This window comes from Thermoanaerobaculia bacterium, from assembly GCA_035593605.1.
Taxonomy (GTDB): Bacteria; Acidobacteriota; Thermoanaerobaculia; order UBA2201; family DAOSWS01; genus DAOSWS01.
Genome location: DAOSWS010000032.1, coordinates 1 through 16,203, shown reverse-complemented (window position 1 = coordinate 16,203; position 16,203 = coordinate 1). Strand labels below are relative to the sequence as shown.

Annotated in this window: 3 protein-coding genes; 1 reads left to right on the top strand and 2 read right to left on the bottom strand. The window is 52.7% G+C overall.

The window, feature by feature from the left end; translation table 11 throughout:
- Positions 1 to 2 precede the first annotated feature (2 nt).
- Positions 3 to 3,806, bottom strand: a complete 3,804-nt coding sequence (locus PLD04_13150) for a C25 family cysteine peptidase (GenBank protein HXK69276.1) — start codon at positions 3,804 to 3,806, stop codon at positions 3 to 5.
- Between the two features lie 2,484 nt (positions 3,807 to 6,290).
- Between PLD04_13150 and PLD04_13145 the strand changes: the two genes are divergently transcribed.
- Entirely contained in the window at positions 6,291 to 6,503 is a 213-nt protein-coding gene (locus tag PLD04_13145; protein ID HXK69275.1) for a hypothetical protein, read from the top strand.
- A gap of 357 nt (positions 6,504 to 6,860) precedes the next feature.
- Here the strand turns inward: PLD04_13145 and PLD04_13140 are convergent, their stop codons facing one another.
- Positions 6,861 to 13,703, bottom strand: a complete 6,843-nt coding sequence (locus tag PLD04_13140; GenBank protein HXK69274.1) for a kelch repeat-containing protein — start codon at positions 13,701 to 13,703, stop codon at positions 6,861 to 6,863.
- Positions 13,704 to 16,203: the final 2,500 nt, after the last annotated feature.

Genomic DNA, 16,203 nt, shown 5'->3' with positions numbered 1-16,203 from the left:
GACTATGGAGTGTAGGTATACCCCCCCGTCAGGGTCCCATGCTGGCCGTTGGGATTCGTGACGGTCACGTCGCAGGCTTCCGCCGTGTCGTGGGCCGGGGTTACGCACTTGATCTTCCCTTGATGTTCTACGATCACATTCGTCGTTTCTTCCCCGCAGATGGTCACGGTCGCCCCGGACATGTAATATTCTCCGTAAATTGACACGGCCGTCTGGGTCAGGACCTCCCCATGGTTCGGGACCAGGCCGCCCACAATCGGCGCCTTCGTATTGATCTCGTAGTTCCACACCTTGTAGTAGTAAGGACCGGCCCCCGCCGTCGTATCCTTATGACAGTGCGTTCCATCCGGGAGTGATCCGACCAGGAGCTCCGTATCGTCAAAGTAGGGATCGTCCGACCGGTACACCCAGTACGTCCCGTCGATCGTGTCGTTCTCTCCCACGTTGCTTTCCCAGATGCAGTCCCCTGCCGCCCCGGTCCCGTCCGGCCATTCCACCACCGGATACCCCCCCGATTCCGTCATCCGGATCTCCAGATGGTGATCGTCTGTTCCCATCTTCGGGTTCCGCTTCGGACTTGTCCCGTTGGCCCGCACTTCCGATCCGTCATTCTCTCCGCCCCCGTCGGTGTCTCCGTAGCACGGGTTCGTGTCATACGTGAATTCTTCCAGGTGCGTCAGCAAATCTTCGTCCGGGTCTTCTGCGGCATCGTTTGCTAACGAGCTTACACAGGCATACTGGTCTTCCCACACGTCCGGAAGTCCGTCTCCCGTTCCGTCTCCGTTTTCGTTGTCCACCAGGTGGATCGTCCACATCCTCGGGCCGGTCCAGGTGCTTCCATACGGTACATCTCCATAGTCCACATCGTCCCCGCTCTCCGTCAGGATCTTCACGTTCCCCTGCTTGTCCACCACCTGCACGTAGTACCGGATGTCCTGCCGCACCGACAGGTCCCCTTCCCACACCAGCGTGGCATCGTTGTAGTCCAGATCCAGGCTCGTCCAGCTCCCGGCTCCGTCGTCGTACGTCACCACCACCCGGTAGATCCCGCTTGCATCCTGGGCCTCCACGCTGAAGGAGGCCGTGAGGCCGTTCAGCGTATGAAACCCTCCCGCCCCCGGTTCGGTGATCGTCGGGGCGAGATAGTCGGAGTCGTTTGAGTAGTAGATCGCAAACTGCATCGCACTAAACCGGCTCTCGTCTCCCGTTCCCCCATCGTACGATCCCGTGTGCACCACCATGTTCGTATACCCCTGCTCCCCGATCGACCGCTTCCCGATCACGCCCGCGATCCCAAAGGAGGCCCGGACACTCGGTGTCCAGGTGCTCCGGCTCGGCAGGGGACCTTCGTCCATCGGCGCGTAGTTCAGCGTATGCGGTACCGCCACCACCGGGTCAAACCCCGCTTCCGTCGTGTAGTCTCCCCCCGTAAAGAGGATCCCGTGCGCCCGGGTCCCGCTCAGGTAGCTGTTATACACAAAGTGCGGCTGGATCGCGTCCCCCACCTCCCCCGACGCTTGCCCGTTCAGCTCGTAGTAGCTCCCGCTTCCGTCCGTCGCCGTCACCTGCTGGTACGTTCCCGATCCAAAGGTGAAGTTCAGCACCAGCTCTGTCACGTCCGGGGGTATCAGGGTCAGACCCGTCCCCGTCTCCCGGCTCTTTTCCACGCAGATCCCCTCCCAGCATCCCCGGTCCGGTCCGTCCGCCGGAGGCAGGCCTTCATCGGAGACACGATCAATCGCTGTGAGAATATGATAATTGGGAATCCCGAACAGGCTCAGTTCGTGCAGTACCTTCTCGTCAAAGACGTCGTACCGCTTCTCGTTCAGATAATACCGCCTTTTGGCCTGACTCACGGCTTGCCCCATTGCAATATCTCCAGCCTCAAGGATCTGATCCGATATTTCAATCATGAGCTTTTCCGTAAGCCCCCGTCCATCTTTCAGGCCCCAGCCATATCCCGTGTTCCCGACATAGGAAACAACACCCTTTTCCGCCATCATTTCTGGAAGGTCCAACCACCGTAAGTCCGGGCCTTCGTTGGAAATAACCAATCCCGAATGACAGCCTGATGTATAGAGGGCTGATCCTGTCAGTGTTCCAGAATAGGCATCCATGTCCTGGCTGTAACATAATGAAGGGTTGTAAGTTGCATCCGTGCAAAGAAGAACATCTGATGCACCGACTGGCACCGAGGCAGCATAACTGTAGTGGTTCGCGTGGGTGTTGATGTTTATCAGATTATGGGGAGGGGTAGAAAAGAGCATCGTACCAAGGTCTGCAGGAGTGTAACTATCTCCCCCCTGACCAGGATTATCGATGAGAAAGTCAGTATTCTTGCCTGCGGCCTGAAACCGGTTCCGGATAACAAGGGCACTGTCGTGAAGAAACTCAAGGCCCGTCACCATGGCATAATCCGTGGAGTAGACCAGAGTTATCTGACCATTTCTGTTGAGAAAGTTGGTGATAACACCAGTCATTTGCTCCGGGGTCTCTACCAGTCGGCCCAGTGATATATCGTTCATGAAAACATAGGGATTATCGGATCCAGCGATAGGAGAAATCTCCGGGTTAAGTTCAGTATAAAAATTGTCCGTCAAAAAATATCCATTATGCAGTGCCGACCCCACCGGTGTAGTGATGCTGAGTCCGCCCTCGGTAATGTAGTTTGGTTCTGAATAGATGATCGTGCCATCTTCCATTCTGTAAAACGGTACCTGGTTATCATCCCCTACAAGGATTATGGCTTCCACGTTATTGTAATGTGTCTGAATCTGATCAAGAACATACCCTCGAATTTCTGCAGCCAGAGCGTTTGCACGCTCCTGTGGATTTCCACTGGCGCTTTCGCAGGGAGAATTAAACTGACATCCATCTCCGTCGTAGCAGTCATCCCAGCATGTATAAGCATCCTGGATAGCCTGAATCGAAGAGAGATCCAGAATAACACCATCTACTAATGTATGTTTTGCCAGCTCCGTCAGGCTTTTTCCCAGACTGATTCTGGCTGAGGTTCCATAGACTCGTTCGATTCGTTCAGTGTCCTGGACAATAAGCGTTTTGACCGTGGTAAGAAGTGGTTGAATAATGGAAAACTGGGCATCACTGCTGTCTTCCGCCCTATTATTGCCAGAATCCCATGCTTCCACTTTAATAAAAGAAAGGTCTGAAGGTACGTTCTGTCCCTGTGATATCGCTTCCAGCTTGGTTGGTATCGTCCATGTAAAAGAATTATCCAACGCACTAAGCGTATCGGAACCATCCAGATTTTCAGAAAGACAATCGATCCCTGCGGAGTCGGCCACACAACTCCAGGTTGATCCACCATCGGTGGAATAGGAAATTTTCAGGCGTTCGACGACTCCATAAGGATCCTCAGCCATCCAGGCGATTGTATAGTGTTCCCGTTCTCCGTCGCTGGCAGAGTACAACCAGTTTTCCTCGCCGTTGGGGACTAAAACCTCAACATCTGGTGGCTGGCCATCAATGACCGTAAGGGTGGCGGAGGAACATTTCCTCGTTCCGTTGGCATCCTCTACTCGAAGCCAGATTGGGTAGTCCCCTGCAGCGTTAATCCCGTAGATATTTAATTCTTCTTGAGATAAAGAGAAGGTAGAGTCAGTTTTATCAAAACCTGAACTCGCTGATTCACATTCATTTTCAAAATCAGCATCATTATTGAGATCCCATGAAAAGGTAAGTCTGTCCAGAGCATCATGATAGGGTGTAGTGGTATAGGGATTCGAACCATCGGATGAATCTGTGCCATCAAAGATTGTCATTTCTCCACTGCCCAGCTCAAGCACAGTATCATTATTGAAGGAGGTTGACAGATTAAAGATCACCCTTGGCTCGGTATCCGGGAAAAATATCCCGCCACTATTTAGGTAATCGATACCATCAGACCCACCCCAAACGATCATACGATCCCCAGTCCATATTGATGTGTGATCTTCTCTTGCTACTGGGGCATTCAGGGTTGTGACTGTTTTCCATGAATTTAGAAATGGATCATAACGCCCACCAGAGTCAAGCTGCCCATAATCATCTTTTCCCCCCCAGACGATCATTTCATTGCCTGTCCAGACAGCGGTTTGCCTCCATCGTGGAGAAGGTTCATTGACAGAAGAAATTTCAGACCATGAATCCGTTTGAGTATTATATAAACCCCCAGAAGCCAATTCTGTGGAGCCCGTTCTTCCGCCCCATATAAGCATATGAGATCCCGTCCATAAAGCGGAATGATTTCCTCTTCCTGTTGGAGAATCAACTTGAGATGTAGCTACCCAACTATCATCGAAAGGATTATACCTTCCACCAGTATTGTCATATCCACCCCAAATAATCATTTCTAATCCGGTCCAGATTCCTGTATTATCACTTCTTTGAGCAGGGGCACCATCAATGGTTGTCGGAACCCAGGTATCAAACTCAGGAGTATATTTTCCTCCCGTATTAAATCCCCCTCCCCAGACGATCATTTCTGCGCCTGTCCATAATGACGTATGCCCTGCCCTGGAAGAAGGCGCATTATCTGTAGTCGTTGTAGTCCAACTGTCCAAAGATGGATCGTACATGGCGCCAGTATTCGTTTCAATTTGACCGTTAAATCCAGTACCGCCTCCCCATATAACCATTTCAAAACCCGTCCAAACTGCAGAATGGAACGATCTTGCCTCTGGGCCATTAATTGAAGATATTTCAGTCCATTGGTCGCACACTGGATTGTATCGATAACCCTTATATGAAGGAATATTATGATTACTCTCTGTAAAACCTCCAAAAATTATCATATCCGTTCCCGTCCATACTGCAGTGTGAAATGCCCGGCCCTCCGGTTGAAAATAAGAGGTTGAAACCCAAGAGTCTAGAGATGGATTATATCTACCACCAGTATTGTATCCAGTGCTGGATTGATGTCCTCCCCACACGATCATTTCCGATCCGGTCCAAACTGCTGAGTGCTGGTATCTGCCCACCGGTGCATTTACAGTGGTAGTCAATATCCATGAATCAGTTTCGGGGTCATATCTTCCGCCATCATTTTTATAGCTTGGTGAAGATCCCATTCCTCCCCAAATGATCATTTCCAACCCAGTCCAGACTGCAGAATGATAGGACCTTCCAGATGGCGCACCATCAAGTGTCGTTGCAGTCCATGCATTAATAACAGGATCGTATTGGCCACCCGTATTTGATGTATTCCCCCCCCAAATGATCATTCTATCTTCAGCCCATACAGCGGTGTGATATTCACGACCGCTCGGTGCACCCACAGTCGATGTTGCTTCCCATGAGTTCAATGATGGATTATAGCGCCCCCCTGTGTTTAAACCACCATTCCCACCCCAAATAATCATTTCAGATTCAGACCAGACAGCCGTGTGGCCATATCTTGCCAATGGTGCATCATTAAGCGAGGTTTCCTGCCAGGAATCGTAATGAGGATTATATCTTCCCCCTGTATTGACTCGCCCACTGGTTTCCTGCCCACCCCAGATGATCATTTCGGAACCCGTCCATATTGCAGTATGGAATCGTCTGGCACCTGGGGAACTATTCAATGTGGTTGCTACCCATGAATCAGTGTATGGATTATATCGTCCACCCGTATTCAGGTACCCACTTTGTTGGCCTCCCCACACAATCATTTCGGTTCCTGTCCAGACAGCAGTATGCAAATAACGTGGTTCAGGAGCATCGGTCAGTGGAACAGAGCCCCATGTATCTGTGGTGGGATCATATCGTCCTCCTGTATTCATGGATGGATAACCACCCCAGATGATCATTTCGGATCCCGTCCACACTGCTGTATGGTTGTATCGTCCAGTCAGAGGAAGAAAGGTCTGCATCCATGAATCAGGCTTAGTGGGAGTGTAAGCTCTTATTCCTGGAAACTTATCATCGGGTAAATTAAAATTATAATTAATTGATTCTATATGTAACGTGGAATCGGGAACTTTCGTGGATAACCAATTATCAAAATAATTTTTGGGCACATAGATTACGGCGCCTGTTAAACATGTATCTGTCATTGTAAAGGTGATTCGGAAAAAGTAAAAACTTTCATTCGCTTCAATCTCTGAAACTTGTCCTGGTTGCGGAAATCTTTGAACTTCCTTTGCAAACCTTTCATCATCAAAAGGCAGATCAAAACTTTTTTGCGATAGATCTTCTCTTCCATCGTCAGAACTAATATTTATAAGCAAAAAATTTTTGCTTTCTCTTATCTCATTTCCTTCAAATTTGGCTTTCTTTTGCAAATTCAATATTTCTTGCTTCGAATCATTATGAAACCGCTCATCAAAGGCATACCAATTTCGGATCAGTCGGTCGGCCAATGCTGGGCGGGCAAAACATTCAGCAATGAGGAAGGGGTCATTGTTCAAGGCGGCAAAGAGTTCCCTCAACATCTCGGGATCCTTCGTGTTCTGCACCATCCGGTTCATTTCGGCCTGGAGCTGTTGGCCTATCAGGGGTCTTTGCCAGTATTCATCCAATAGGATCGATTTTTTAAGATAGTTGTCCACCCTCTTCCGGATCACTTCTTCCGGTACCATCTTTTCAAAGGGGGGTTTTGGCTGGGGATTTTCCTTAGGCCATATTCTATGGTTGTAATAGACCCGCTCGATGGCTCTCTGGGCTTCCATTCGCTCTTCGAGGGTCAGCACCCTGTTGGCAAACACCGCTCCCGTACCGATCATTGTCATGATCAGCCATATCCACAGAGCTTTTCTCATATTTCCCCCTCTTGAATTCCTACTATCGATTCTACATTATCTCATATCATATTTTCAGTTCGAGTGATTATAATCACTTTGTTCTTTTTTCAGGTTTGTAATAGATAACAGTACATCTTGTTACTGATAGCTAAACCCTCCCGAAAGAGTTCCATGCTGGCCGTTGGGATTTGTCACCGTCACGTCGCAGGCTTCCGCCGTGTCATGGGCCGGCGTCATGCAGGTGATCTTCTTATCGTCCTCGACAAAGACATTCGTCGCTTCTTCCCCGCAGATGGTCACCGTTGCTCCCGTCATGTAATATTCTCCGTATATCGCCACCGCCGTCTGGGTCAGGACCACCCCATGGTTCGGGACCAGGCCACCCACAATCGGCGCCTTCGTATTGATCTCGTAGTTCCACACCTTGTAGTAGTAAGGACCGGCCCCCGCCGTCGTATCCTTATGACAGTGCGTTCCATCCGGGAGTGATCCGACCAGGAGCTCCGTATCGTCAAAGTAGGGATCGTCCGACCGGTACACCCAGTACGTCCCGTCGATCGTGTCGTTCTCTCCCACGTTGCTTTCCCAGATGCAGTCCCCTGCCGCCCCGGTCCCGTCCGGCCATTCCACCACCGGATACCCCCCCGATTCCGTCATCCGGATCTCCAGATGGTGATCGTCTGTTCCCATCTTCGGGTTCCGCTTCGGACTTGTCCCGTTGGCCCGCACTTCCGATCCGTCATTCTCTCCGCCCCCGTCGGTGTCTCCGTAGCACGGGTTCGTGTCATACGTGAATTCTTCCAGGTGCGTCAGCAAATCTTCGTCCGGGTCTTCTGCGGCATCGTTTGCTAACGAGCTTACACAGGCATACTGGTCTTCCCACACGTCCGGAAGTCCGTCTCCCGTTCCGTCTCCGTTTTCGTTGTCCACCAGGTGGATCGTCCACATCCTCGGGCCGGTCCAGGTGCTTCCATACGGTACATCTCCATAGTCCACATCGTCCCCGCTCTCCGTCAGGATCTTCACGTTCCCCTGCTTGTCCACCACCTGCACGTAGTACCGGATGTCCTGCCGCACCGACAGGTCCCCTTCCCACACCAGCGTGGCATCGTTGTAGTCCAGATCCAGGCTCGTCCAGCTCCCGGCTCCGTCGTCGTACGTCACCACCACCCGGTAGATCCCGCTTGCATCCTGGGCCTCCACGCTGAAGGAGGCCGTGAGGCCGTTCAGCGTATGAAACCCTCCCGCCCCCGGTTCGGTGATCGTCGGGGCGAGATAGTCGGAGTCGTTTGAGTAGTAGATCGCAAACTGCATCGCACTAAACCGGCTCTCGTCTCCCGTTCCCCCATCGTACGATCCCGTGTGCACCACCATGTTCGTATACCCCTGCTCCCCGATCGACCGCTTCCCGATCACGCCCGCGATCCCAAAGGAGGCCCGGACACTCGGTGTCCAGGTGCTCCGGCTCGGCAGGGGACCTTCGTCCATCGGCGCGTAGTTCAGCGTATGCGGTACCGCCACCACCGGGTCAAACCCCGCTTCCGTCGTGTAGTCTCCCCCCGTAAAGAGGATCCCGTGCGCCCGGGTCCCGCTCAGGTAGCTGTTATACACAAAGTGCGGCTGGATCGCGTCCCCCACCTCCCCCGACGCTTGCCCGTTCAGCTCGTAGTAGCTCCCGCTTCCGTCCGTCGCCGTCACCTGCTGGTACGTTCCCGATCCAAAGGTGAAGTTCAGCACCAGCTCTGTCACGTCCGGGGGTATCAGGGTCAGACCCGTCCCCGTCTCCCGGCTCTTTTCCACGCAGATCCCCTCCCAGCATCCCCGGTCCGGTCCGTCCGCCGGAGGTAGCCCGCCTTCCTCTCCTCTCGCAATTTCCGTCACCACCAGGTAGTTCGGAATCCCGAACAGGCTCAGCTCGTGCAGCACCTTCTCGTCAAAGACGTCGTACCGCTTCTCCTTGATGTAGTAGCTCCGCTTCGCGTTCGCCAGCGCTTGCCCGATGGAGATCGTCCCGTGGCTCACGATCTGGTCCGTGATCCCTTCCATGAGGTCTTCCGTCAGGCCCCGTCCGTGCTTCAGGCCCCACCCGTATCCCGTGTTCCCGATGTAGCCCACCACCCCCTTCGTCCCCATCACTTCCGGCAGGTCCAGCGGCTTTCCGTCCGTCGACGGCACCGGAAGTCCCGAGTGGCAGCCTGACGTATAGAGCACCGTCCCCTTCAGGTCCCGGCTCTGGCTTGCCATGTCCGATCCCTGGTAGCACAGCGTCGGGTTATACGTTGCGTCCGTGCAGTACAGGCTCTCGTCTCCGCTCCCCGCCTGGGAGGCCGCGAAGCTGTAGTGGTTCGCGTGGGTGTTGATATTCGCAATCCGGTGGACTTCGTCGTCCGGGTTTGTCGGATAGAGCGCCGCTTCCAGCATCGCCGGCGTGTACTCGTCCCCCTCCTGCCCCGGCGCCGGATTGTCCAGAAGCTCGTCCAGGTCGCCTCCCGGCGTGTACCCGTCCTGGTCGAAGGCCAGGTCGATCTGTTTGGCCGTGTCGTAGAGGAAATCGAACCCCGTCACCAGGATCCGGTTTTCTCCCGTCACGTCCGGTAATGCGTTTACCTGGCCGTCCTGCGCCAGGAAGGTGTGGATCACGTCCTCGATCTGCTCCGGCGTTTCCACCAGCCTTCCAATGGCGAAATCATTGAGATACGCGTACGGGTTCGAGGCCAGGTCCGATTCTTCCGGGCTGAGCTCGGAGTAGTAGTTGTCCGTCAGGTAGTAGCTGTCGTCCAGTGCGCTTCCCATTGTCGTACAGGGGTCGAGGCTCACTTCCGCAATGTACTCGTCTTCCGGGTAGATGCTTGTCCCGTCGTGCATCCGGTAGAAGGGGATCTGGGCATCGTACCCCACCAGGATCACGTATTGCGTGCTGGTATAGGTGTTATTCGCCTGGTCCAGGATGTAGTTTCGGATCGCTCCCGCAAGCTCATTCGCGTAGGTCTGGCGGTTCGCCAGGCATCCCGCGTCGATACAGTCGGTCCCCGGGTCGTCGTAGCAGGCGTCCCAGGGGGTATAAAAACTGGCGATCGGGTTCAGGCTCACCGGGTCCGTCGCCCCGGCCAGGTCCCGAATGACCCCCATGACCTTCGGGTGGTCTGCCAGCTCCTGCAGGATCCGGCTCGTCCGCATCGTCGCCGTGCAGGCCGGGTCCGTGGTCCAGTTGGCACAGTCGCACGTGTCGTACTGGTTGCAGATCCGCTCGGAGTTCCAGAAGATCAGCGTCTTAATCGCTGTGGTCGTCGGCTGGATGATGTAGAAGTTCGCGTTCGACGTGTCTTCGTTGAAATTGGGGGTAGGCGTGGCCGTGTCCCACAGCTCGACCTTTACCCTGCACGTGGCAGAAGGAAAGGTCTGGGGCGGTGTGCTGTTGGCAGCTTCCTCCTGGGTCGGCATTTCCCAGAGGTAGCTGGTATCGTCCGCACTCAATCCGTTCGGAGAGCAGTCGATATCGTCCGAGTCCGCGATACAGGTCCAGGTGGATCCTTCGTCCGCAGAATACGAGAGCTTCGCCCGGCTTAATCCAAAGTTATCATCCGATTCCCAGACAAGGAGATGGCTCTTTCTGATGGTATCGCTTTCCGAGTAGGCCCACGATTCCCCGCCGTTGGGGGCTGTGACGCTGATGATAGGCACTACGCTGTCGGTCACGTAGAGGGTGACCGTATCGGAGTATGGGTAGGGTTCCGGCGTACAGTCCGTCCAGTAGAGACATCGATATTGGGAGCCGTTGTCACCGTCCGTGATTGGAGGAGTGATATAAGTGGAGGATGTCGCTCCGGGAATATCAATTTCGTTCTTCTGCCATTGGAAGTAACGCGCTCCCTGCACCTTGATCACAAATTTGGCCGTCTCTTCCACCGCCTTCGTCACACTCACCGGCGGCTGTTGCGTAATCGAAAGGCTGCAGCCAACCCGGACAAGCTTCGCCACACTGGGGACACCTGACGTGATGACCCGAAGGAAGTGCCAGCCGGGGTCGAGGGATGAAGGCAGCTGGCTGACAGTAAGTTGATCCGGTGGAACAGTCGTTAAGGGATCCCAGGCAAGAGAAACAAATCGGTCCTCTTCCACTGAACGCATCTCCACAACAGGGAAATCGGTAGGTGAGCTCTGCGTCCCGCCAGATCCGGCCTCCGCACTTCCCCGCAATTGACTTCCAGTAATCACAAGTGGAGCGCCAAAAAGGATGGGATTTGTTGTCAAGTCAACAATTGGAGCTCTGTCAACTTGATTGCCCAAGGGATCAAAGAGAAGTGCATCGTCAAAAACACCGGAGTCCCAGGCTCCCCCGGCGAAGAGGATTTCCCCGTTGGTCAGAAGAGTGGCGGTATGATAGCCACGGCCGCTCAAGGTCCAGTTCGTAATGAACCACTGATCGCTGACGGGATCCCAGATCTCCATGTCGTCCCGCCAGCCGTCAATTCCTTCACCGCCCGCGACGAGGACTTTCCCATCCCAGAGGAGTGTTGCCGTAGCGCGATATCGGGCGTGTGTCATCTCTGCAACCGGAGTCCAAGTATCGTTCTCTGGATCGTAAACTTCCGCACTCGCGATCGCCACAGTTTTATCGTCCGGACTTCCTCCAGCAACTAACACTTTCCCGTCGCGAAGTGAAACGGCTACATGTCCCTCCCGCCGGGAACCCATTGCCGTTGCTGCGCGCCATGTGGCTTCAGGCTTGACCCGCGGATCGAGAATCTCGGTGCTTCGGAACACCTGACCGCCACTCTCGTCTGCCATCCCTCCAGCAATGACAACCTCACCGGAAGGAAGACGGGTGGCCGTGTGAAAGAATCGAGGCTGGATGTGGAGACCGGTTTCGACCCGCTCCCCTGTGACAGGATCATAGATCTCTGCCCTGTCCACCGGCCCGGACAATCCGTCACCTCCCGCAAATAGGATTCTTCCGTCGGACAGCAGTGTTGCAGTATGCTCTGCCCTTGAATATATCAATGGATTTGCAGAAGCCCACTTCGAATCGGGCTCGGGCGTGTCTTCATCGTACATTTCACAAGTATTATTGGGATCATGGGAAGAACTGTAGCCGCCGGCAACGAGCACTCTACCGTCCGGGAGGAGCGTTGCAGTGTGGTAAAGTCGCGCTTCGGACATACTGTCCGTGTACGACACCGTATCATCGGACACATTGAAGATTTCGGCGGTGGCCAGATACCCCAACCCAGCCCCACCCGTCAACAACACATTACCCGACGGCATTAGCGTCGCGGTGTGGCCTGCGCGTGTCTCGTTTAACGAGATGCTTCCCATCACCTGCCCGGCAGACGAATCGATCATCTCAGAGGTAAAGCCGTAGTTTTCGTTCCCTCCGATGACCAAAACTCTTCCGTCGGCCAAAACCGTTGTCGTAGTATCAGTGCGTGGCACGGACAGAGTACCGGCCAGGGCCCACGTTCCCGAACCCGGGCTGTAGATTTCGTAGGAATCGTGCTCCGACGTTGATCTTCCTCCAACCACAAGGACCTCTCCTGTCCCGAGAAGAACCGCCGCTTGATTCTTCCGGGAAGCATTCATCTCACCTGTCAAGGTCCATTCACCTGAATCCGGATTCCAGATCTCCACAGAGGCCAGAGTTTCTCCTAAATCATCCTCCCCACCGGCCACAAGAACACGGCCATCGGAGAGAAGCGTGGCACTATGGGAATGACGGGGCACATTGAGTAATCCGGTGGGTGTCCAGGTATCGCCTGCGGGATTATAAAGATATGCGCTATTGAGTACACCTGAGCTACCTGTACCCCCTGTCACTAAGACCCGGCCGTCAGCCAGACGGTTCGCTGTGTGATGTGAGCGATCCTGATCCACAGGTAGTGAAGCTGCCGTTCCGTGAACCCAGGCTCCGCCGGAGAGGGTGTAGGTCTCTGCCGACGTCAGGCATCCGGAATTTCCCGCCCCCCCCACGAAAAGAACCCGGCCGTCCAGGAGGACGGTCATCGTGTGATCGGATCTAGGATCATGTAACGTTTCGGGAACAAGGCCATACTCCCCAGTAACTGGATAATAGATATAAACATCCCCAAGTGCACTACCCTGAAACCCACCTCCGAACATCACACCACTATCCGGGAGAAGTGCGGCTGTGTGTCTTTCCTGAAGCAGACACGGCGGCCCGTTTTCCGGCTCTGACCAGGTAGTCGTGATGGGATCAAAGATCTCCGCAGTGCAGTCGCTCGCGGCAAGAACCCGACCATCTGGTAAGAGAGTTGCCGTGTGGTGAATGCGGTCGTAGGACAGGTTCCCTGTCGGAGCAGGTTCTGTGTCATCATCGTTTATCGTGACGATACCGGTTCCAACGCCGATTCCCGCATTGATCGGATTTGATAGAGTGACCGTGAATGTTTCACGGGGTTCAGGGATCGTGTCGCCATAAGTTGTCAATACGATCGCAGTCTCAGTAGTCCATGGATCAAAGGTAGCTGTGCCGCTGGACGATATGAAGTCCTCACCCTGCGTTGCCGAACCATCACTCAAATCATAATCGACAGTTACCTGGATACCTCGCCTCTGTGAAAGGTAAACTGGCAAAGACTGTAAAAACGTGCCTGAATCACCCTCCACCAAAGCCATGTCGGCCACGTCAATCAAAGGGAGAGGTCCATCATCATCGATGATTGCACCAACGGCCTGACTATCCAAAAGGGAAGCTCCGGTTGGATCACTAAGGGTAATATAGAACCTTTCGTCCTGTTCAATAGTTGTATCTCCATATACAGTGACGGCGATCTGTTTTGAGTTCTCTCCAATATCAAAAAGAAGGCTACCACTTACACTTTCAAAGTCTTTATCCACTCCAGTAGATATTGCAGTGTCATCACTGCTGAAATAGTCAACTGTCACTTGGGCCAGGGCAGGCCAGTCAAGAGATACGGTAAAAATCATCTCATACTGGCCCGAATTCCCTTCGGCCTCGGCCATGTCAGTGATCGATAACCACCAGACGGTGGATATCTTGCTTACAAAGGCATCCGCTTGCGAACCACAGCCTTGATAGGGATTCAGAGTCGGAAAATCCGCCGAGGCTGTACCTCCTGCTACAAATACATTTCCATATGCGTCAGTTTGTAGTGCATTTCCCACATCATAATACGCACTACCACCCAGATATGTAGAATAGATAAGCGAATCCCCACTTGGTGATAATTTTGTAACAAACCCATCCTTTCCACCCTGAATTGTTTGCAAAGGTGCCAGTAATGGAAAATCACCCGATGAAGTTTCACCTGTGAGATAAACACAGCCCAAGTCGTCTACTGCAATATCATTTGCACTTTCTTGGCTGCTTCCGCCCAAATAGGTAGAATAAACAAGAGAATTTCCACTTGGGGATAGTTTAGTCACTATTACATCGGTATTGCCCTGAAAAATCTGAAAGGGATTCTGGACAGGATAATTGGATGATGAGGTGCTCCCGGCAACATATGCACATCCTTCAATATCAATATCCAGGGTACTTGCTGTATCACCACCACTTCCACCAATGTAAGTCGAATACACCAGCGAATTCCCAGTCTGTGACAACTTGGTCACAAAAACATCGTAAGTTCCATCGCCGGGTTCTGTCTGATATGGATTTTGCGTAGGAAAATCCGTGGAACTAGTATAACCGGCAATGTAGGCACAACCGGAGTCATCGACAACTATGCCTCCATATCCAAAATCATGATCACTTCCCCCCAAATAGGTAGAGTACACAAGAGAGTCTCCACTTGCCGATAGTTTTGTGATAAATACATCGATGCCATATTGATCCGTCTGATAAGGAGTCACAGTCGGAAAATTTGATGATAGCGTATACCCCATAACGTAGGCACATCCCGAACCATCTACATCAATTCCATACGCCATGTCCTGTGGAACAAAACCGCCAACAGCGGTGCTGCCGCCCAGATAGGTCGAATAAACAAGGGAATCTCCACCTTGTGACAGCTTTGTTACAAAAGCATCCGCATACCCGTCGCCAGGATCCGTCATAAAAGGATTGTGAGTGGGAAAATCAATGGAATCCGTTCTTCCTGTAATGTACGCACAACCGGCAGCATCCACAGCAATAAACAAGGACTTAGCAGAAGTAGTGTTACCCTCCAGGCTGCTCCCACCAATATAGGTCGAGTAAATAAGTGAGTTTCCCTCAGGTGATAATTTTGACACGAAAGCATCAATCCCACCTTGGTAACTTTGATACGGATTCTCTGTGGGAAAGTCCAGCGATTCAGTTTGCCCAACCACATAGGTATTTCCCATTAAGTCAATGGCTAAATCTTGTCCAGTATCTGTCAAACTCCCTCCAATGCAGGTAGAGAATACAAGGATAGGATCAATGATTAAATCTCGCGACCTGTCGAATGACTCGATGTCAAATCCGACTTCTGTCTCTGCAAGGATGAACTTTCCACTCACCGCCCGCTGTTCACCATTGATCTCTTGATAGATAATGGGCGCATGCTGTATCAGTTTTCCTTCGTTGATCTGGAGAACAAGATTGCCCTCATCGTCAAGAGACATAGCTTCAATTCCGTCATAGGCTAAACGAATAACTTCGGGATCCGAACCGGGTTTTACGATGAAGTCATATTCTAATTGACCCTGGTTGCCGTAGTAGGTGAGATCGATCCCGTGCCATACCTCTTTACATGTCACCTTTTTATACTGTGGAATGTCGGTACGCCATTTGGAGGTGTTATTCCCAATAAAGTAATTGCTCTTCCCCGAAAGAAGCTCCTCGCCGACAACCTCTATCGAGGACTGAACTCCCACCAGCCTGGCCCGAACCACGGCCGGGGGCTCTTCAGGTTCCGGTTCCAGATCAGGCTCAGCATTCGGAGAGATCGACCGACGATGATCCTTTGATTTACTTCTCTTTCGGAGAGTCAGGACGGCCTCATTCCCCGTTAGGAAGAGGGAGTATCCTTGTCCCCTGGCCAGGTACTGGACCTCACTATGGGCCTGGCCATCGTTGCGTTCAAAGTGGAGGGGAAGGTTACCATAGGGAGCCATGAACGTCGAGTTTTTCGGTTCCGCTTTGCTTTCTTGCCCGTACCCCGAATTTTCTTGCTCTGTCTTATAGATCTTCATGTTGGAAGGACTTTGAAGTACTTCCGTCCTCTCTGATGAGGACGTGAATGAACATGACAAGAAAAGGGTAACCGATCCTACCAGAAGTAGAATGATAGAGAGTTTGAAGTGGGAACTCATGTCGCCATCCTTAACCATAATTAAGAATCACCCGCACCAGCCATGTACGGATATCTCAGCCCGGATTTTGATTGTATCACAGCCAATTGCGCTTTTTGACCAACTAAAAGAGAGACTCTCGCCCTTATATTGCGTTTTCCTCTCCTGAATCCAATTCCTACGGATAGCTAAACCCTCCCGGGAGCGTGCCGTACTGGCCGTTGGGGTTTGTGACGATGATGTC

Bases quoted from the DNA above. Each gene is read 5' to 3' on its own strand.
- PLD04_13145 (HXK69275.1), top strand. From the start codon at position 6,291: ATGAAACCGCTCATCAAAGGCATACCAATTTCGGATCAGTCGGTCGGC.
- PLD04_13140 (HXK69274.1), bottom strand. From the start codon at position 13,703: ATGGCCGAGGCCGAAGGGAATTCGGGCCAGTATGAGATGATTTTTACC.